Origin of the sequence: Mitsuokella apri (assembly GCF_051886055.1) — a bacterium.
GTDB lineage: Bacteria > Bacillota > Negativicutes > Selenomonadales > Selenomonadaceae > Mitsuokella.
The window spans coordinates 1-19,164 of the sequence record NZ_JBJEXT010000025.1 but is presented as its reverse complement, the minus strand read 5'-3'; the positions used below and the strand labels follow the sequence as shown (position 1 = coordinate 19,164).

The following is a 19,164-nucleotide window of genomic DNA, read 5'->3' as shown; positions in this document are numbered from 1 at the left end:
CTATAGGATACATTATACACAAACCAGCTTAACTGCCGCTTATAAAAAAGAGGCAGGGTACCAAAAGCCGGCTTTCAATTCTTTTTGTATAATTCTCCCTAAGGGCCATAATATCCTGCTCCTGATATAAAAATTCCTGCGTTTTTTAGTCTGTCCGTTCTTCATGGACATTCCCGTAAATTTCATGCATCGCGTCTGAAAGTGTGTTAGAATGGATACATGTTATTTTATTGATTGGAGGTTTTTGTATGAAAAACGTAAGACACATCTTCGCGCTGGTCTGCGCCCTGATGATGCTCTCCTGCAGCATGGCTTTTGCCGCAGCGCAGCAGGAGCCCAAGGCTCCCCCGATGCTTTCCGTAGACGGTCAGGGCACGGGTACGGCCACGCCTGACATGGCCACGGTCACGATTGGCGTGACGACGCAGGGCAGCGATGCCGGCAAAGCGCAGAACGACAACGCGTGGACGTCAAACCAGATTCAGAAGGCCATCGAAGGCCTTGGCATCGAGGCTAAGGACATCCAGACGCGCAATTACTCGTTCTACCCGAATTACAGCACGGAAAAGGGACAGAACAACAAGATTACGGGTTACACGGTCAACAACTCCGTCGTCGTCGTCGTCCGTGACATCAATCTGACGGGCAAAGTCATTGACGCTGCTCTCAATAACGGTGCCAACGAAATCAACTCGCTCGACTTCTCTGCCAGCGACACGCGCGCCGTCCGCAAGACCGCGCTTTTAAACGCGGTACAGGATGCACGCGACAAGGCTGATGTCATCGCCAAGGGCCTTGGCAAACGCATCGTCGGCATCCAGAATGTCAGCGAGAGCACGGGCTACCTTGAGACGCGCCGCTTCAACATGGTGTCGATGGCCGCTATGGCCAAGGACGCAAGTACGCCGATTGCACCGGGCAGCCTCTCGATGACGGCCAACGTCCATGTCGATTTTATCCTCGGCGACTGATTCCTGTCCGAATCGATTCATTCTAATATCCTAATATAGAAGTAAGGAGTTTTTTCTTTGGCAGAGCAAGCAAGTCCGGCAGCAGCCCCTGTGCGCAAGCGCAAGCCGCGCCTGCCGGCCATCGAATACATCCGCGGCATTGCCATGATGGGCGTCATTGCCATTCATGTGGGCTCACAGTACCTCATGAATCAGACCGCCAATATCCATCTCATTGCCCTTCTCGAAGTGGCCTCACGCTTCAGCGTGCCGATTTTCTTCTTCATCTCGGCTTTCGGGCTCTTCTACAATCTCGATATTCATGAGCCCCTCAATTACAGAGCCTTCATGAAGAAGCGCTTCCGGACCGTCCTGATTCCGTATATCGTCTGGTCTGTCTTCTACCTTGTACACGATGGCCTGTTTTACCGCGTAGGCCTGCCGGACCTGCTGCACTTCCTGACCATCCTGTTCTTCGGCACGGCAAAATACCAGCTGTACTTCCTCGTGATTCTCATCTGGTTCTACCTCTTAATGCCGCTCTGGATTGCCATTGTGCGGCGCGCAGGCCTCATCAGTCTGACGCTTCTCTTTATCGCGCAGATTGCCTTTGACTACTGGTCGAGTTTTTCCGTGCCGTTCAACACTTTTGTTTACGGCCTGCCCGACCATTCGTGGCTCAAGCCGTTCCTCATGTACCGCCTGAATTACTGGGTCGTCCACTACGTCTTCATTTTCGTGCTCGGCGGCTATCTCGCGGTCCATATTCACGAATTCCAGAACTTCATGCAGAAATACCGCCGTGCCGTCACGGTGTTCTTCTGGGCATCGCTCGTCTGGCTCGTCGCGTATTACTACCAGCTGATTTACGAGACGGGTTATACGGCACTTGAGGCCATCAACACGGCTCATCAGCTCTGCCCTGCAGGACTTTTCTACACGCTGGCCTCGTCGATTTTCTTCTTCACGATTTTCACGTACCAGAAGTATCCCAAAGTCCTGAATCCCATTCTGCACCAGCTCGGGCGTCATTCGTACTTTGCGTATCTCGTCCATCCGTTCTTCATCACGTATGTTTCGGTGGCCCTGCAGAAAAGCGGTCATCTGATGACGGCTCCTGTCACCATCGTCTACTACTTCGTGATTCTAGGGCTTTCCATGCTCGCGGCAGCAGTCTGCCGCAAAATCGGCGAACATCTGCCCCTGCTCAACGAATGGACCATCGGCGTCTACCCAAGAAAAAAATAAAATAAAATAACGGACAAAAAAGAACCTGTCATCCTGACCATGCATTGGCCGGGACGGCAGGTTTTTTCTTTATAAATTACGTGCGCAGATTCTGTGCGCATGGGAAAGTCAGGCAAAGTCAGGCACGGATATGCTTAAAAAACTGACTGTCGCCGTCATCCGTGAGGCGCAGGTCGTAACCGAGCGAAACCATCTCGCGCATTTTGATGAGCATGAGGTTGATATTCGTGTGCAGGCGCTGCGAAATCGCCGCGACGTCCTCTCCTGCCCGCACATAATGATAAACTTCGTCGTTGTCGAGCAGCAGATGAGCGGCAAAGGCATTGGCCTCGTACTCCGTGCGGCTGTTCATGCGAAAGAGCTCGAATTCCTGCAGGCCGGTTTTCGCGAGGTCGCGGTGCAGCTGGTCGTGGCCGATCTCGTGCGCGAGGACCATCGGCAGCCAGTCCTCATCGAGCCGGCTGTTCAGGAAAATGAAGCGGTGATGCCATTTATTGAAGTACATGCCCAAAAGGTTCTTGTAGTCGTCGGCAAATTCCACATGGATGCCGAGGTCCTTCGCAAGAGCCAGCATATCGCGGCCATTTTCCGGCCGCACCCTGCAGGCTGAGCGGTAAAGCTGTAGAGAATCCATCGGGCTTCACTTCCTGTATTTTTTCGGTGTGTATTTCTGGTTGTCTTCCTTGGCCAGCCAGTAGGCACGCTCGAGAGAACGCATGACCGCATCGCGGTCCTCATCCGAGAGCTCGCCGCCCGCAAACATGCCCGCAAGCTGCCCGACGAGTTCTTTAGCCTGCGCCATGCCGCGCCTGCCGTACTGCGAGCCCGCTTCCCCGATGAAGGCTTCCGAATCTGTATAAAGATAGTCGACCTTCACAGCAAAAAAATCCGCGAGCACCCGATACGTTTCTTTCTTCTTTGGATAGCGCTCCCCCGACTCGTACCCGCTGTAGGTCTGGCGCGTAATGCCGCAGGCCGCTGCTACTTCTTTCTGCGTCAGCCTGCGCGCCCGGCGCAGCTGCAGCAATTTATCACAGAACTTCACGATGTTTCCCTCTTTCCTGTCCTTTTGAGTCCTGGCTTTCGCCCACTTTTCTCAACCTTGTTCCTTATTTCCTGTTTCTTAATTTTAACATTTGTCCGCTTTGGCGGCAAGGCCTGACGCTCCGGCTCAGGCAATATGGCGGTGCTGCGTCAGGCAGTCCGACTCCCGGCTCTTTTCCGAAAATACCTCCTGACGCGACCGGATAAAGTGACGCGTGACGGGCTGACTCCTGCGCACCGTCAAAATGACGAGCGTCAGCACATTCAAAAGCGGCAGGCACTGGCCGAGCAGCCACCACTTGCTTGCCCGACAGTCATTGCAGCGCCAGAGCGTGACGAGCAGCAGCAAAAGGCAGAACGGCGCCGTAAATTCCAGCGAGGCCAGGCCGCCGGCTTCCCTGCCGAAAAAGAACGGAATGCCGTCCTCCAAGATGCAGAACGTGCCCATGACGAGTCCGTCCGGAGCCTGTGCATAGGCTGCAAAGCTCCGGTACTCCCAGGCCGCATAATAAAACGGCACCATGATATAGAGCAACAGATTCATGATGACAAAGGGCAGGCGCCCGATTTTCCTTTCTAAAATATCCATATCACAAAACCTCCGTGTCTGTTTTATATTTAACATATGTAAAACTTACAAGTTAATATTAACATATGTCAAACATTTAAGCAAGTCCGGAGCAGCAAAAAAGAGACTGTTTCAAAAACAGTCCCTCAGCAGACAAAAGTCAAAGATTCTCGAGCAGGCGGATCTCATTTTTCATGATGTAATTCGTCTTGTCCGGCATGCGGCCGTTGACGAGATACTCGAAGGCAATATTCACGGCCATGCGGCCCTGACGCGTCGGATGCTGATAGAGAATGGCCTTGACGATGCCCTGACGCATCATCTCGACCGTCAGCGGCACGCTGTCAAAGGCAATCGTCGTCGGCCGCTCTTTTGCCGGCAGCTGCATGATGGCGCGGCAGGCACCGTAGACGCCGCCCGCGAGCAGGAACATCGCCGTGATATCCTGATGGTCGTCCAGGAGCTCCTTCGTGCGTTCATACGAACAAATTTCATCGTCGCCATTCTCGATGATGCCGGCAATCGAAAAACCGGGAATACGTTTCATGCGGTGCTCAAAGCCCTGCAGCCTTTCGCAGTGGCCGAGCACCTGCCGGCTGCCCATGACGATGCCGATTTTTGCCGTTTCACCGAGCAAAGCCTCTAAAAGCGCGCAGGCCGTCTCGCCGCCATTGAAATAGTCGCTGCCGACATAGCAGTGGCGTTTCGAGCTCTTGATGTCGTTGACAATGGTTATGACAAAAATACCCGCATCGACAAAATCATCAATGGCCTTCGCGATGCGTTCGTCATCAATCGGGCTGATGATCAGCGCATTGACCTGTCCTTTCATCGTCTCCATTAGATGCAGCTGTTTGTCGACATCATAGCCCTTCATCGGGTAGTAGCGGACCGTCAGGCCGTAAATGGCATACGACTCTGCCGCCTTGTCCATGCCGTGAATGACATCGTCAAAAAAGGCATTGCCTTCTGACGGCAGCAGGACGCCGATGACCGGATGATGCTTGCGCGCCGCAAGGGCCTTGCCCGCAGGATTTGGCTCATAGCCGAGCTGCTCTGCCATTTTGCGGATCATCGCCGCCGTTTCGGCATTGACCCGGCCGCGGCCATTTAGGGCACGGTCGACCGTACCGCGCGAAACGCCGCAGAGCTCCGCTATCTTTTTCATGGTAACCATGATAGTTTCCTCACTTCCTAAAAGCGATTCTTATATATTATTGTAGCAAATTACGTCTCAAAAGGAAAATAAAAATAAAAAGAGAGCTTCGTCAGGATTTCCCGACGAAACTCTCTCTGCCCCTGCCGCATACAGTCCGCTTATCCGGCAATCATTTGCACAAAGCTTAAATCAGAGGGAAAGATTTTCTCCCTTAAGGCCGATATAAGCCCCGTCCTTCTGCAGGCCGCTCTCTTCATGCGCGATCATCCATTTATTGACGGCAAACAGCAGGCGGTCCTCGCCTTCTTTGGCAATCGGATTTTCAAGGGCCTCATTCGTGCCGCGCGGCAGGGCCACGCCGCAGCGGAATTCCTGGCCGTCAATGCCGCACGGTGCAAAATGCAGCGTCGTCGCATAAAGCTCGACGGCCGTGCCGGCCGGGACGAAGAAGCATTCAACCTTGCCCGTGTCATACGTCAGCGTCTCAGGGTCGATATCCTGCTGACGGCCGAGCATCAGCACGAGGTCCGTCGCCGCAATATCGATTTCCGAGGAACGGTGATACTCGAGGGCATTGAGCTTCTCGTTATGGCCGCTGCAGTGGCCGAGTTCCGTCGGCATCTCGCCGTACGTCTTGTCCGTGAGTTCTTTAAAAAGCGGCAGAGCCTCAAATTCCCTGACGGACGGCTCGTAGACCGTACCCTCAGCCGGCACGGAAATCTTTTTGAGCGTCTCACAGAATTCTTTCGTATCAAGCGGCAGCACGCGTCCGTACGGACGGAAAGCAGCATCATTTACAGATTTCATTTTTCTCTCTCCTCACAATATAGTGATTACACAATATCATCACACAATTTATTTTACACGCTGGCTCGGGATCTGTAAAAGACATAGGTCCTTTTATCAGCAGCCGATGTTGCGGAGTTTCTTGCCGGACATGAGGTTTTTCTCAATCTGCTCCAGCGAAACATTCTTCGTCTCCGGTACAAAGGCAACCGTCAGAACGATGAAGAAGGCGTTGAGAACGGCATAGAGCCAGAACGTATGGGCCGAGCCGAGCGTATCGACGAGCGAAAGGAACGTAGCACCGACAATCGCGCAGGTGATCCAGTTCGTCATAGTCGAGCAGGCAATGCCGAATTCGCGGCTCTTGAGCGGCTGAATCTCAGAGCAGAGGACCCAGACAATCGGGCCGGCGCTCATGCCAAAACCAGCGATGCTGACCATCGTCATGACAGCGGCGAAATAAGAAACCCACGAAGCTGCCGTACCGTCCTCGAGCATCGACATGCAGACGCCGACAGCGGCCATCGAGACGGCCATGACGCCAAAACCGATCTTAAGAGCCGGTTTGCGTCCGGATTTATCAACCATGAAAATCGCGATGAACGTGGAAAGCGTGAAGACAATACCGTTGAGGACCGTGCCAATCATCTGGTCTTCCGTGCTCGAGAAACCTGCAAGGCTCAGAATTTTCGGCGAGTAATACATGATGACATTGAAGCCCGTGAACTGCTGCATGGCCTGCAGAAGCACGCCGAGGAATACGACGCGGCGGACATTCTTATTCGTCTTGAAGAGCTGCCAGCCAGCCTGTTTGACTTTAAGCGTCTCTTTAATATCGGAAAGTTCATCTTCTGCTACTTTTGCACTGGCATGCAGGGAATGAAGAACCTTAGAAGCTTCTGTGAAGCGGCCCTTCGTGGCCAGCCAGCGCGGGCTGTCCGGCAGGCGCGAAACCGTCAGGATGAGGATGATGGCAGGAATGGCAATGACCGTCAGCATCATGCGCCAGTCGCCGGAATAACTGAAAGCCGTATCCGAGAGGAAGGCTGCGAGAATGCCGACCGTGACCATGAGCTGATAGCCCGAAATGACCTTGCCGCGCGCGTCCTTGTCGGACATTTCCGCGAGGTACAGCGGCGCCGTGTACGAAGCGATGCCGACCGACAGGCCGAGGATCAGGCGGAAGCCGATGAGCATCGTGGCACTCAGGGACATGCCGGAGCCAACGCAGCCGACGATAAACAGCGAAGCGCCGATGATCAGACTTTTCTTACGGCCGATGCCGCGTGCGAGGAACGAAGCGATGATAGCGCCCGTGGCCGCGCCGACCATCATGGAGCTGACGACCCATTCCTGCTGCTGGCTCGAAAGCCCCCACTCCTGACTGATGAACGGCAGTGCGCCGGCGATGACGCCCTGGTCAAGACCGAAGAGCAGGCCGGCCATGCCAGCTGCAAAATAAACACATTTCTTGACCCAGGCAGCGCGCTTAATGTCCGCTGCACTCGGCGTGTTATCGATGATTCCCTCTGTCATGATTTACACTCCTTTAAGATACTACATACACCAAATACACCATTTCCATACATTTTCTTTATCTTATAAAGCAGCCAGATCTTCATAGCAATCTTTGAGCTGACGATAAAGCTTCTGATAGAGCTTGTGGCCCTTTTCATAATACGCGTGAGCCGAAGCGTCGGGCTGGCACCAGGTGTCCTGCTCAATGAACTCCTTGCAGGCCGTCTGCACATCGGGGAAGATGCCCGCGCCGACACCGGCGAGAATGGCCACGCCGAGGGCCGGACCTTCCTGCGCCTTGATGGTCTTGACTTCACAGCCGTACATATCGGCGAGCATCTGACGCCAGATGCGGCTCTTGCCGCCGCCGCCACAGGCCATCATCTCATTGACATTGACTTTCATCTCGCGCAGGATGTCGAAGCAGTCGAGCAGAGAGTAGCTGACGCCTTCCATGACAGCCCGCAGCATATCGGCCTTCGTGTGAATGGCCGAAAGGCCGAAGAACACGGCGCGGCAGTTTGGATTGAGGTGCGGCGTGCGTTCGCCCATGAGGTACGGCAGATAAATCAGGCGGCGGCTGCCAATCGGGACTTTCGCAACATCCTGATTGATGAGGTCGTAAGAATCCACGCCGAGGCGCACGGCCTTATCCTTATACCCTTCAGCGAGATTGTCGCGGAACCAGCGCAGCGAGAGACCGGCGGCCTGCGTGACGCCCATGACGTGCCAGCAGCCCGGCACCGCACAGCAGAACGTGTGCACGCGGCCTTTGGGGTCGATGCGCGGCTTGCTCGTATGCGCGAAGACCACGCCGCTCGTGCCGATGGTCGTGAAGGCACGGCCGTCAAAGACGATGCCCGTGCCGACTGCGGCAGCGGCATTGTCGCCGGCACCGCCGACAACGACAGTATCTACTGACAAGCCCGTCTTTTCTGAAAATTCTTTGCTGATGGTACCCGTAACTTCCGGCGATTCATAGACACGCGGCAGCAGGGCCTTGTCGATTTCGAGCTTCTCGAGGATCTCGTCCGACCAGCAGCGGTTCGGGATATCGAGAAGCTGCATGCCGCTCGCATCGGAAACCTCCGTGGCGTACTCCCCTGTCATGCGGAAGCGGATGTAATCCTTCGGCAGCAGGATGTGGCGGCAGCGGCGGTAATTCTCGGCTTCATGATTGCGGACCCAGAGAATTTTCGAAGCTGTAAAGCCCGTCAGTGCCGGATTAGCCGTAATTTCAATGAGTCGCTCGCGGCCGACGCGCTCCGTGATTTCCTCACATTCGCGGCCCGTGCGCTGGTCACACCAGATGATGGAAGGACGGATGACCTCGTTGTCCTTGTCGAGCATGACGAGACCGTGCATCTGTCCCGAAAGACCGATGCCCTTGATGTCCTTGGCATCGACGCCGGAATCCTTGATGACTTTGCGGATCGTCACGAGCACCGCGCTGTACCAGTCGAGCGGTTCCTGCTCAGCCCAGCCGTTCTGCGGCTGATACAGCGGATATTCCTGCGAAGCCGAGGTGACGACGTGACATCTTTCATCAAATAAGACGGTCTTCGTTGCCGAAGTACCGATATCAATACCGATAAGATAGCGCATGATTTTTTCCTCCTTGGTGCCCGCCTTTTTGCGTGCACATGAACGCTTGCTATGAACACAATATAACACAAGATAGAACACGAGTCAATACGTTCTATCACTTTTTATTTTTTCTTTTTTGCTCGGGGAGGTCATTATGGTAATCGCTTTCTTTCTGTATAATTTTCTTTTCTTGGCGCCTTTAATAGAAGAAATCCGTCATACAAGTACAGAATTAGATAAAACTCGATAAAAATCATCTAAAATGATTGACAAGTCAGCCTCTTCGTGATATTCTTAGAACCGTAAAGAGCGTGCACAGGCACGCTAGAATAAATCAAAGCCCATTGCCCCCTGTGTATGAATTGGGAGTCAAGCGAAAAGCAAAACAAAAGGAGCGTTTTTATCATGAACATGAGCAACATCCCAGATCTCAAATGCGGCATCATCTCGGTCAGCCGTGACTGCTTCATCATTTCCCTCTCAGAAAACCGCCGCAAGGCCATCGTCGATGCCTATGCAAAAAAATACGGTTCTTTATATGAAGTAAAGAAGACCGTTGAAAACGAGAAAGATATGCTCGAGTCCGTCAAGGAAGCTAAGGACGCTGGCTGCAACGCCCTTGTCGTCTTCCTCGGCAACTTCGGTCCGGAGACGCCGGAAACCCTGATTGCCCGTGAGTTCGACGGCCCTGTCATGTACGTCGCTGCCGCCGAAGAGACTGGCAAGAACCTCATCAACGGCCGCGGCGATGCTTACTGCGGCATGCTCAACTGCTCGTACAACCTCGGCCTGCGCCACCTGAAGTCCTTTATTCCGGAGTATCCGGTCGGCACGGCTGAAGAAGTCGCGGACATGATCGCCGAATTCCAGCCGGTCGCCCGCACGCTGCTCGGTCTCAAAGACCTCAAGATCATCACGTTCGGCCCGCGCCCGCAGGATTTCTTTGCCTGCAATGCCCCGATTCAGCCGCTCTATGACCTCGGCGTGGAAATCGAAGAAAACTCCGAACTCGACCTGCTCGTCGCTTACCGCGCTCACAAAGACGACCCGCGCATCAAGGATGTCGTCGCCGACATGACGAAGGAACTCGGCAACGAGGGCGGCAATCCTTATCCGGATTTGCTGCCGCGCATGGCACAGTATGAACTCACGCTGCTCGACTGGATGGAAGAGCACAAGGGCGCGCGCAAATACGTGGCCTTTGCCAACAAATGCTGGCCGGCCTTCCCGACGGAATTCCGCTTTGAGCCGTGCTACGTCAACAGCCGCCTCGTTTCGCGCGGCATTCCGGTAGCCTGCGAAGTCGACATCTACGGTGCACTCTCCGAATACATCGGCCTCTGCGTCTCGCAGGATGCCGTCACACTGCTCGACATCAACAACTCCGTGCCGAAAGACCTCTTTGAAGAACACATCAAGGGCACGAAAAACTACACGCTCAAGGATACGTTCATGGGCTTCCACTGCGGCAATACTCCGCTCTGCAAACTGCGCAAGGGCGGCGTCAAGTATCAGCTGATCCAAAACCGCCTGCTCGAGAACGGCAACACGCCGGACATCACGCGCGGCACGCTCGAAGGCGATATCGCCGATGGCGACATCACGTTCTTCCGTCTGCAGAGCACGTCGGACGGTCAGCTTCGCGCCTACATCGCCGAAGGTGAAGTCCTGCCGGCAGCCACGAATTCCTTCGGCGGCATCGGCATCTTCGCCATCCCGGAGATGGGCCGCTTCTACCGCCACGTCCTCATCGAGAAACACTTCCCGCATCATGGCGCTGTAGCCTTCGGCCACTACGGCAAGGCCATCTTCTCCATCCTGAAGTACCTCGGTGTCGGCGATGTCTCCTTCAATCAGCCAAAAGGCATGCTCTATCCGAGCGAGAACCCGTTTGCCTGATAGCCCCCATTTAAATTCGCTTTCCCAAAAATCAAATACCTAAATAAAAAGAAGAAGCTCCGGAGCCGCATGGTTCCGGAACTTCTTCTTTTTATTTCCATATTCTAAGCAATTCAAAGCAGCTTTACTAAAAATAATTCTGGATGAATTTCAGCACGAACTGTACATTCCGGTTCAGATAGCCGCCTTTCGGCCAGACGAGGACGAATTTCGCCCGGATTTCAGGATGAAAAGGCAATATGGCGAATTCATCTTTTGGGACCGCCGTTTCATAGAGGAATGCACCGCCGCAGCCGGCACGCAGGAAATTCAGGACCGTCAGGACCTGACTGGAGTACAGCAGGATGTTCGGCGTGACATTAGCCTTATAGAAAGCCTGCAGCAGCGGCTGATTCTGAACTGAATCGTCGTTTTGCAGCAGCAGCGGGATATCTTTAAGGTCTTTCGGTGTGACAAAATCCCTTTGAGCCAGCGGATGCTCCCTGGCAATGCCGAAGACAAAGCGGTCCTGCAGCAGGACCTGATGATGAAAGCGCGACAGATCCGCGTCACGGAAATTCACCAAACAGCAGTCGAGCTCGCCATTGCCGAGTTTTTGCAGGCAGCGGCCCGAACTGTATTCGTGCAGCACGACAGGCACCGGATGCTTCTTTTGCAGGTTCTGCAGGAGCTTTGGGAAAAGCGAGACAGAACGGATGGGCGGAATACCCATCTGCACGCGGTAACTGTCTTCCGGCCGTCCGGCAAAATCCGCATACATCGCATCACAGCGCTGCAAAATGTCAAGGGCATGCCGGTAAAACGCCCTGCCCTCTTCCGTCAGGATGACGCGGTTGCCCGTATGCGTATACAAATCAATGCCAAATTCTTTTTCCAGTGACTTGATCGCCACGGAAACGGCCGGATGCGAGACGAACAAAGCCTCCGCGGCCTTCGTAATGCTGCCGTAACGACAGGCCGCACAAAAATACTGCAATTGTGTGATGGTCATATGTCTTTCCTCTCTGCAGGAAAAAGAGCCCTGCGCGGGTTTTATGTAAGTTTTTCTTACAGCAGGTTGCTAAAAATGAACTGTTATTCTTACATTATACCACGTATAATCAAAAGCAGAAATAATCCTTATGATGTATAATACAAAGGAGCGAAATGATCATGGATACCATTACCGAGAAGCAGCGCGGCCGCCAGTACGCAGAAGCCGGTGCTGACTGCATATTTGTCGCGGGGCCCCTTGACCTTGCTGCCGTCAAAACAGTCGTCGAAAACATCCCTGCACCGGTCAATATCCTACTGAACGGCAAGTACCATGACTTCGACGGTCTCAAAAAGGCCGGCGTGCGCCGCCTCAGCGTCGGTTCCGGTCCGGCCCGCGTCGTTTACCGCAGCGTCATCAAGATGGCCGCTGACTTGAAGCAGGGAAAATGTGACTCGATCCTGCAGTGCGATTTCAACTATAAGCAGGCAAACGCATACTTCCAGAGGTAACCTCCTGACGGAGCAGAACGGGCAGATTGGACACACGGCAGCGGAAAAAAGAGGGAAAAGAAAGGATACGATACATTGAATAAGAAATACCTTTATTTACTTGCCGCAGGGCACTTGAGCAATGATATTAACACGGGCTCCCTGCCGGCACTGCTGCCGTTCTTTGTCAGCTATTACGGCATGGATTATACGGCCGTCGCCGGTCTGATGTTTGCTTCTTCGTTTTTAAGCTCCATCATCCAGCCGCTTTTTGGCTGGCTCGCGGACAGAGGCTCGCGGCAGTGGTTCATGGCCCTTGGCGTCTTTTTTGCTGGCACCTCCCTCGCACTCACGGGTTTTGTCACGAATTATTGGCTGATTTTTGCCTCAGTCACCGTCATGGGCATCGCGGCTGCGATTTTCCACCCCGAAGCCGCCCGCTGCGTCAACGGCGTCTCACAGGGCAATCGCGGCGAGGGCATGAGTATTTTCAGCGTCGGCGGCAACGGCGGCTTCGGCTTTGGTCCTCTGCTCGCCGTCTTCCTCGTCACAACTTTTGGCATGCACGGCCTCGCGTTCTACGGCATCAATGCCGTTATCATGAGTCTGGCGCTGCTGCTTGCGGCGCCGCATCTGCGCCGCGCTATTGCCAAGAGCAAGGCGGAAGCCGCCAAAGCGGCAGCAGCTGAGGCCGTCAAAGAAGACAAACCGACGGCCGTCGCTGCGGAAAATGACTGGCATGCCTTTTTCCGCCTGTTCGTCGTCATCCTGTTCCGTGCGACCGTCTTCACAGGTATCTCGAGTTTCCTGCCGCTCTTCTGTATCCACGCACTGGGCACGAGCGAAGCCACGGGCTCTCTGACACTTTCGATCGTCAGCATCATGGGCGTGCTCGCCACGCTTGTCGGCGGACGTTTCGCCGACCGTCACGGGTACCGCCGGACGCTTTGCCTCGGCAATCTCCTGCTCGTGCCGCTGCTCGCCGTCGTCGCTTTTTCCGGCAGCATCTATGCGGTCTATGTCATGCTCATCCCGCTGAGCTTTGCGATGCTGGCACCGTATTCCTCCTTCGTCGTTCTCGGTCAGGAATACCTCGCCAAGAATATCGGCTTTGCTTCGGGCGTCACGCTCGGCATCTCCATGAGCGTGGGCGGCATTGTCGTCCCTGTGCTCGGCCATTTCGCCGACACGTTCGGCGTTGCTTCCGTCATGGCCCTGCTCGTTCTCATCGCTGCCCTGTGCGCCGGAGCCACGTTCCTGCTGCCGGCCAAGAAAGCAGCCAAGGCCCAGACAGAATAACAGCATCCATTTCATCATAAAAGAAGGACCTGCCGCACCGTTTTCCAGGTGCGGCAGGTCTTCTTTTTGTCTCAGAGCAACAGGCTCTTTTCTTTTTCATACTGCGGTACGGTAATCTTCATGAGGTCCAGCAGCGTGTGGATCATTTCATCACTCTGCCATTGGCGGTCTTTTGACCGTTCAATGCGGGCCGCATCCTCCGGATGGCGCGCGCGGAATTTCGCCGAGGTCCAGATGACCATGGGAATGTCACGCTGCCAGGCGCTGCTCTCATCACCATGACCGACAATTTCGCGCACATCGTTGACTTCCTCGCCATGGTCCGATAAAAAGATAACTACGGCGTCCTGCTCTTCAAAGCGCCTGATGATTTCATTGACGATGTAATCATCGTACAGCACGGCATTGTCATACTCGGCGCGAATGGTCCGCGAAGCGGCGTCATCTTTCACACCGCCCGTTTCATCCGCCGCTGTGAACCTGGCAAATTCGGCAGGATACCGCCTTTTGAAGTCCTCATGCGCGCCCATCAGATGCACGACAAAGAAATCCGACTGTGCGTCATCGCTGCGCCCGTCGCCTGAAAGAGCGTCATCGAGAAGCGGCAGCACTTCTTCGTCATAGCGCTCGGACAAATCAATCGTATGGGCAAGATAACTTGTAAAGGCCTGTTCGTCACAGCGCGAGGCCAGCGTCCGGCCGATGCTGCCGTAAAAGCCCGAGGACTCCTGATTCGAGAGCCAGGCCGTATGCACATGGGCCGCACGCAGGATGTCAAAGACATTGCCGTAGTCGTACCACATGCCCGCTGCTTCGTTGTCGTAAAAGCTGAACAGCGTCCGCATGACGGCCATGGTCCCCGCGTGCGGGCTCGTCACATCCGAAAATACCGTGAGCTCCCCTGCCTGCTGCCGCCTTATGAGATTCGGCGTTGTCGGCAGGTCGTAGCCGTAAAGCTGCAGATGATGGCGGCTCGTCGACTCCCCGAGAATCAAGACGACCTTCGGAATGTCATGACGGTCGGCAAGAATTTCCACAGGCTGATTCGCGAGGGCGTAATCAACATAGGCAGTCGAGCGCGTTTCCTCATACGACTGCTCAAGATTCATGGCGAGACGGCCCACGGAAAGATTGGCCGGCATCTTTTCGAGGTGTTCCTCCGGATTGGCCCAGGCGTGGCAGCAGGAAGCGGCAAACAGAAAAGTCAGCACGGCCGCGCAGCGCCTGCGTCCGGAACTGCTGAAAAAGGGAGATTTTTCCTGCCAAACTTTATTTTGCCTGCTTTCTCTGACAAAGAGACTCAAAAAACGCGGCCTTCCGTCCTGCCGCAGCATCCAAGAGCGCCCGAGCAGCAGCAAAAACAGGCCCAATACTGCCAAAAGCAGCAGCGGCAGGATATCCCGGCCCTGTGTCACGAGGTATTCGACGGCTTCTGACGGATTTGTTGCCAGAATAACCTGCAGCAGGCCGGCATCGAGCACGCTGTGATAGTGAAGCAGGAAAAAAATATCCACGAGCAGGAGCAGTCCGCTTAGAGCAGCGATAAGAAAGCGCAGCACGCGCGGCAGAAACGAACAGATAAGTGCCAGCAGGAACGAGAGGCCCGCCACCCGCAGGGCACCTTCCCCGAGCAGCAGCATCATTTCGGCAGTGGGAAGCGATTTTCCTTCATATATATAGAGCTGTACAAGCTGTGTCGTATTGGTCAGACAGAGCCAGACAAAAAGCCCCTCGGCAAAGCGGCGCCGTGCCTGCCCAAAGAAAAAATGCCTTACCCTCAGCCCACATTCCTTCATCTTATGTTCCCTCATGTTTCGTTATCCGTGCTGCCGTTCTGCCCTTCCTTTTCCTGCTGACGCAGGCGGCAGAGAATTGCGTCATGCTTGTCCCAAAAGCCCGTCAGCCTGCAGGCTTCCTGCTGCAGACGCGGAAAGGCCGCAATTTTTGCCGCTATGCCCTGCTCTGCCCACAGCTGGAAGTCTTCATACGCCATCTGCAGGAAATCCCTGCGCGCGCAGACAAGACTGCCGCCTTTCTGCGTATCATAGGGCATGCCCGGCACGAGTTCATCATATGGCGGGGACGAATCCTTTTTTGCGTGCGGAAAAAACGGGCTCATCGTGACAAAGAGCTCACGCTGGGCCTCATGATTCTCATCAGTTCCTGTCTCTGTGCCCCAGATATCGGCATCGAGCCATTCAATCTGGATATCATAGCAGACATCGCCGCAGCGCACCTGCCCAAAGTACTCGCCGCCCGGCAGTACGGCATCATAGTCATGCAGCAGGCGCCAGCGCAGTTCCAGAAAATCCTGCAGGGAAAAATGCTGCCAGTCCATTTTACAGGGTTCCTGTTTTTCCATCATGCACGTCATTTATTGGCATCCACGACGGCTTCGATGAGAATGGTCGTGACCTGTTTTTCCGGATTGACTGCCTTTAAAAACGTCCAGGTACGGTTCGTTTCCTCGCGCGGCAGGCGGGCGGCGAGCAGCGTGTCATTCGTCAGGCTCAGGCGGTCGAAGGCCTGATTCGCAAAGAACAGATTATTCTCGTTCGCCTTGAGCCCGAGGGCCGTCAGCGTGCAGTTAAAGACAATGCGCAGCTTTTCCTGTTCGGCCGAATCAATCGCGCCGTGATGCGCGATGACGATGTTCGAGAGCCTGCCGAGCTGATTGGCATTGAGGATCATGACCGTGCTGTCGTCGATACCGGCAAAATACGAGATGTAATTGCCCTGCACCCGTTTCGTCAAATCGCCCTGAATCGGATAGGCACTGACCTTGTTATACGCGGCCGCAAAGCCATCGGCGTCGAGATTGTCCTCAAGCTGTACCTTGGTCTCCGTCAGTTCATTGAGACCTGCTGCCTGCGTGACCGCCGCAAAAGACAGCACCATCAGGGCCGTCAGGACCAGTGTAAAGATTTTCTTCATGAAAGTACCCCCTCATAAGTCGTGATTTTTCATAGTTCCCTTCATTATATCATGTTATGAGGCTTCTTTCCTGCTTTTCTTCAAACTTCCGACGACTGGCGCTTTGCCCTGCGGCCGAGCACCATGCCGGCAAAAATGACGCCGATGGCCAGAACGCCCTGCACGATAAGAGCCGCTCCATCCCCCGCTGCCGCCGTCAGCATCGCGCCGATAATCTTGTCATGCACGATCATCGAGCCGGCCGTCCAGCCGAGAAGTCCCGCACCGGCGTAAAGCACGACAGGGAAACGGTCCATGATTCTGCCAATCAGCGTGCTGCCGCCGACAATAATCGGGATGCTGATGAGAAAGCCCAGGACCACGAGCAGAAAACTGCCGTGCGAAGCACCGGCAATGGCCAGCACATTGTCGACGCCCATCGCCGCATCCGCGATGATGATGGTCTTTACCGCTCCCATCAGGCTGTCCGAAGCCTGTACTTCTTCCTCCTGCCCCGCTGGCAAAAGGAGCTTCACGGCAATCGGCAGCAGGATGAGGCCGCCAATGGCCTGCAGATACGGAATGGTCAAAAGCCACACAGCGGCAAACGTCATGAGCAAACGGATGATGACGGCCCCCGCCGTACCAATCAGAATCGCCTTTTTGCGCAGGCTCTCCGGCAGCTTGTTGGCCGCCATCGCGATGACGACGGCATTGTCGCCGCCGAGCAGCAAATCCATAAGCACGATGGTCCCCAGAGCCATCAAAAACTGCATCGATAAAATTTCCATTGTTTCGCTTCCTCTCTCTTTATGAAATACATTCTATAGATTCTATAGAAACAAAAAGAGACTTTCGCATGGTAGCCCAAATGGGTATCATGCGAAAGTCTCACCTATTACTTCATTATAGCCGTAACGCTGTCACCAGCTGCCAAGGCAGCATGCTTGTTGACAACAGCCGCGAGGTTACTCCCCTTCGCTATTCGTTTATGGCATCAGTATAACAGACGCCCCCGAAACCTGTCAATCTTTATTTCCTGATTTAATTGACATAGAGGCTCGTGACAAAGGCCTCTTCCGTCAGATAGCGCGGGTCGAATTTCGTGCAGTGCAGCCGCTGGCGCAGGATTTCCATATGGCGATAGACGTCCTCTTTCGTGGCACCGAACATGCTGTAAAGAGCAGGAACCCGCTCAAAGCCCAAGTCATTGATCTTGCCGTAGCTTAACAGGCAGGCCGTGACAATGGCCGGCATCTCCTCAGGGTACGAAGCAGGGTCCGCTACGGACATATAGTCCTCGAACAGCTTGCACATGAGACTGCCCGAAAAAAGACTGTAGCCCATCCGGTAGGCAACTTCCCGCAGGATATTTTCTTCTTCTTCAAAGCTCTGCCGAATGGCCGGATTGGCCGGCAAAGGTTTTGGCATCTTGCGCAGCGGCACAACATTGAGCTGGGCAAATGTCGCCATGATGTGCAGGGTATGGCGCACGACCACCGCATCGCGCTGGAAAAAATCATCGAGAACCGCATCCGGCTTCTGGCAGCGGAAAATTTCGAACTGGCGCAGGATGATATCCCGCATGCGGCGCCGCAGCCTGCCGCTGGCCGGCAGTGACGTCACATAATTGAGCATCATGACCCCGCGGGCATGCAGATGCCCGAAGAAAATCAAATGTTCGATATCGGGGAACATAAAATCCTGATCCGGCAAATCGATGAGCTCATCCGTAAAGAGATTGCGGCACGTGGCAAAGCCGTTGCCAATGCCCACGACATAAAAAACCGTAAACTTCGCCTTCAGGAGATCTCGTATGATATCCTGTTCCATGATGGTCAGATTTTCCTGCTCATGCTTGAAAAAATAACGCAGCGGAACTTCATCCGTCTCAATCATATGATAATCAAAGAGAAAATAATCCCAGAAACTCAGCCAAAACGTATCCTTTTCATCAGACTGGGATTCTTTCTGCGGCAGCGTCGTGCATTCCGGTCCCGAATAAAGCAGCAGAGCGCGGTCCATATCGCGTTCGAAATCCTTCTGGTGAAAATAGCGGCCGATGCGCGTCAGGAGATTGTCGAGCAGGTCATTGAGATGATCGACATCCTCCTCCGTGACTTCTTCCTGATGATTGAGGGATGTGTAGAATTCATCCTGCGAACGGCGCGGCGGCATGACAAAGTGCCCGTTGTCGTAAAGGGACTCCCTGGCATCGCGGATATAAGAAAGGTCTTCCTCGCTGCCGTATTTCTTCTGATAAGAGCGGTAAAAATCCTCGACGATGTCAAAAAAAGCATTGACGCAGTCTTCCTGCAGGGAAAAATCCTGATTATCCTGTGCCAAACGGTAGAGAATCTCCTGATAATCGTAAATAGTCAGCGAAGCAAACGAATACAAATTCATCTGTTCCACATACGTGATGAGCATCGATACGGCCTGCCAGATCCTGCGCAGTTCTGCGTCATCCGCACCATGCCATGCCTTTTTGCGCAGATACTTTTCGATAATCTCCTGCGCCAAAATCTTTTCTGCATCCACATGATTCTCATAAAAATGTTCCACAAGTGCGTAGACGTTGTTCATACCTATTTCCTCTATCTGTTTCCTATTCTCTGTTCTTCTTGATATCACAATAACGAATCCATTATACCATATTCTAGGGTATTCTTGCACGAAAAAAGCTCCGCCGCAGCGGAGCCTTTTAAATTGATTAACCGGCAACTTCC

At 54.1% G+C, this 19,164-nt stretch carries 18 protein-coding genes; 5 read left to right on the top strand and 13 right to left on the bottom strand.

Annotated features, from left to right (window positions below):
• Positions 1-248: 248 nt before the first annotated feature.
• A complete protein-coding gene (locus tag ACI4OH_RS02395) occupies positions 249-971 on the top strand; it encodes an SIMPL domain-containing protein (RefSeq protein WP_439784093.1) in 723 nt (240 codons plus the stop codon).
• A gap of 57 nt (positions 972-1,028) precedes the next feature.
• Positions 1,029-2,198, top strand: coding sequence for an acyltransferase (locus ACI4OH_RS02390; RefSeq protein WP_439784092.1), 1,170 nt, complete (start codon positions 1,029-1,031; stop codon positions 2,196-2,198).
• Positions 2,199-2,316: 118 nt separating this feature from the next.
• On the opposite strand, the gene ACI4OH_RS02385 is transcribed toward ACI4OH_RS02390, so the two are convergent.
• The 7 genes from ACI4OH_RS02385 to xylB all read right to left on the bottom strand — a co-directional run bounded on the left by ACI4OH_RS02385 (position 2,317) and on the right by xylB (position 8,878).
• A complete protein-coding gene (locus ACI4OH_RS02385) occupies positions 2,317-2,832 on the bottom strand; it encodes an ImmA/IrrE family metallo-endopeptidase (protein ID WP_435721233.1) in 516 nt (171 codons plus the stop codon).
• Between the two features lie 6 nt (positions 2,833-2,838).
• A complete protein-coding gene (locus ACI4OH_RS02380; RefSeq protein ID WP_432647115.1) occupies positions 2,839-3,243 on the bottom strand; it encodes a helix-turn-helix domain-containing protein in 405 nt (134 codons plus the stop codon).
• 126 nt (positions 3,244-3,369) lie between these two features.
• Positions 3,370-3,831, bottom strand: a complete 462-nt coding sequence (locus tag ACI4OH_RS02375) for a hypothetical protein (RefSeq protein WP_435721234.1) — start codon at positions 3,829-3,831, stop codon at positions 3,370-3,372.
• Between the two features lie 139 nt (positions 3,832-3,970).
• Positions 3,971-4,987, bottom strand: a complete 1,017-nt coding sequence (locus tag ACI4OH_RS02370; RefSeq protein ID WP_432647113.1) for a LacI family DNA-binding transcriptional regulator — start codon at positions 4,985-4,987, stop codon at positions 3,971-3,973.
• A gap of 171 nt (positions 4,988-5,158) precedes the next feature.
• Entirely contained in the window at positions 5,159-5,776 is a 618-nt protein-coding gene (locus ACI4OH_RS02365) for a DUF4867 family protein (protein WP_439784091.1), read from the bottom strand.
• A 96-nt stretch (positions 5,777-5,872) separates the two neighbouring features.
• On the bottom strand, positions 5,873-7,291 hold the full coding sequence (locus tag ACI4OH_RS02360) for a sugar porter family MFS transporter (RefSeq protein ID WP_435721237.1): 1,419 nt from the start codon (positions 7,289-7,291) through the stop codon (positions 5,873-5,875).
• A gap of 63 nt (positions 7,292-7,354) precedes the next feature.
• Positions 7,355-8,878, bottom strand: coding sequence for a xylulokinase (gene xylB, locus ACI4OH_RS02355; protein WP_439784090.1), 1,524 nt, complete (start codon positions 8,876-8,878; stop codon positions 7,355-7,357).
• Positions 8,879-9,265: 387 nt separating this feature from the next.
• On the opposite strand from xylB, the gene ACI4OH_RS02350 reads away from it, so the two are divergent.
• On the top strand, positions 9,266-10,759 hold the full coding sequence (locus ACI4OH_RS02350; protein ID WP_439784089.1) for an L-fucose/L-arabinose isomerase family protein: 1,494 nt from the start codon (positions 9,266-9,268) through the stop codon (positions 10,757-10,759).
• Between the two features lie 127 nt (positions 10,760-10,886).
• Here the strand turns inward: ACI4OH_RS02350 and ACI4OH_RS02345 are convergent, their stop codons facing one another.
• The gene (locus ACI4OH_RS02345; protein WP_439784088.1) at positions 10,887-11,750 is read right to left on the bottom strand and encodes a LysR family transcriptional regulator; all 864 of its coding nucleotides are present in this window, start codon (positions 11,748-11,750) and stop codon (positions 10,887-10,889) included.
• Between the two features lie 161 nt (positions 11,751-11,911).
• Here ACI4OH_RS02345 and ACI4OH_RS02340 point away from each other — a divergent pair, with 161 nt between their 5' ends.
• Together ACI4OH_RS02340 and ACI4OH_RS02335 are read left to right on the top strand one after the other, a co-directional pair.
• On the top strand, positions 11,912-12,244 hold the full coding sequence (locus tag ACI4OH_RS02340) for an isocitrate lyase/phosphoenolpyruvate mutase family protein (protein ID WP_432647107.1): 333 nt from the start codon (positions 11,912-11,914) through the stop codon (positions 12,242-12,244).
• 114 nt (positions 12,245-12,358) lie between these two features.
• Positions 12,359-13,522, top strand: a complete 1,164-nt coding sequence (locus ACI4OH_RS02335; protein ID WP_439784087.1) for an MFS transporter — start codon at positions 12,359-12,361, stop codon at positions 13,520-13,522.
• 71 nt (positions 13,523-13,593) lie between these two features.
• On the opposite strand, the gene ACI4OH_RS02330 is transcribed toward ACI4OH_RS02335, so the two are convergent.
• From ACI4OH_RS02330 to ACI4OH_RS02310, 5 genes are all read right to left on the bottom strand, one after another.
• On the bottom strand, positions 13,594-15,318 hold the full coding sequence (locus ACI4OH_RS02330; RefSeq protein ID WP_439784086.1) for a phosphoethanolamine transferase family protein: 1,725 nt from the start codon (positions 15,316-15,318) through the stop codon (positions 13,594-13,596).
• A gap of 11 nt (positions 15,319-15,329) precedes the next feature.
• The gene (locus ACI4OH_RS02325; RefSeq protein WP_439784085.1) at positions 15,330-15,896 is read right to left on the bottom strand and encodes a hypothetical protein; all 567 of its coding nucleotides are present in this window, start codon (positions 15,894-15,896) and stop codon (positions 15,330-15,332) included.
• Entirely contained in the window at positions 15,893-16,456 is a 564-nt protein-coding gene (locus tag ACI4OH_RS02320) for a hypothetical protein (RefSeq protein WP_435721241.1), read from the bottom strand. The genes ACI4OH_RS02325 and ACI4OH_RS02320 overlap by 4 nt, the downstream gene beginning before the upstream one ends.
• 80 nt (positions 16,457-16,536) lie before the next feature.
• A complete protein-coding gene (locus ACI4OH_RS02315; protein WP_432647102.1) occupies positions 16,537-17,226 on the bottom strand; it encodes a TerC family protein in 690 nt (229 codons plus the stop codon).
• Positions 17,227-17,479: 253 nt separating this feature from the next.
• Complete coding sequence (locus tag ACI4OH_RS02310; protein ID WP_435721242.1) at positions 17,480-19,021, bottom strand: hypothetical protein; 1,542 nt, start codon at positions 19,019-19,021, stop codon at positions 17,480-17,482.
• Between the last annotated feature and the right edge of the window lie 143 nt (positions 19,022-19,164).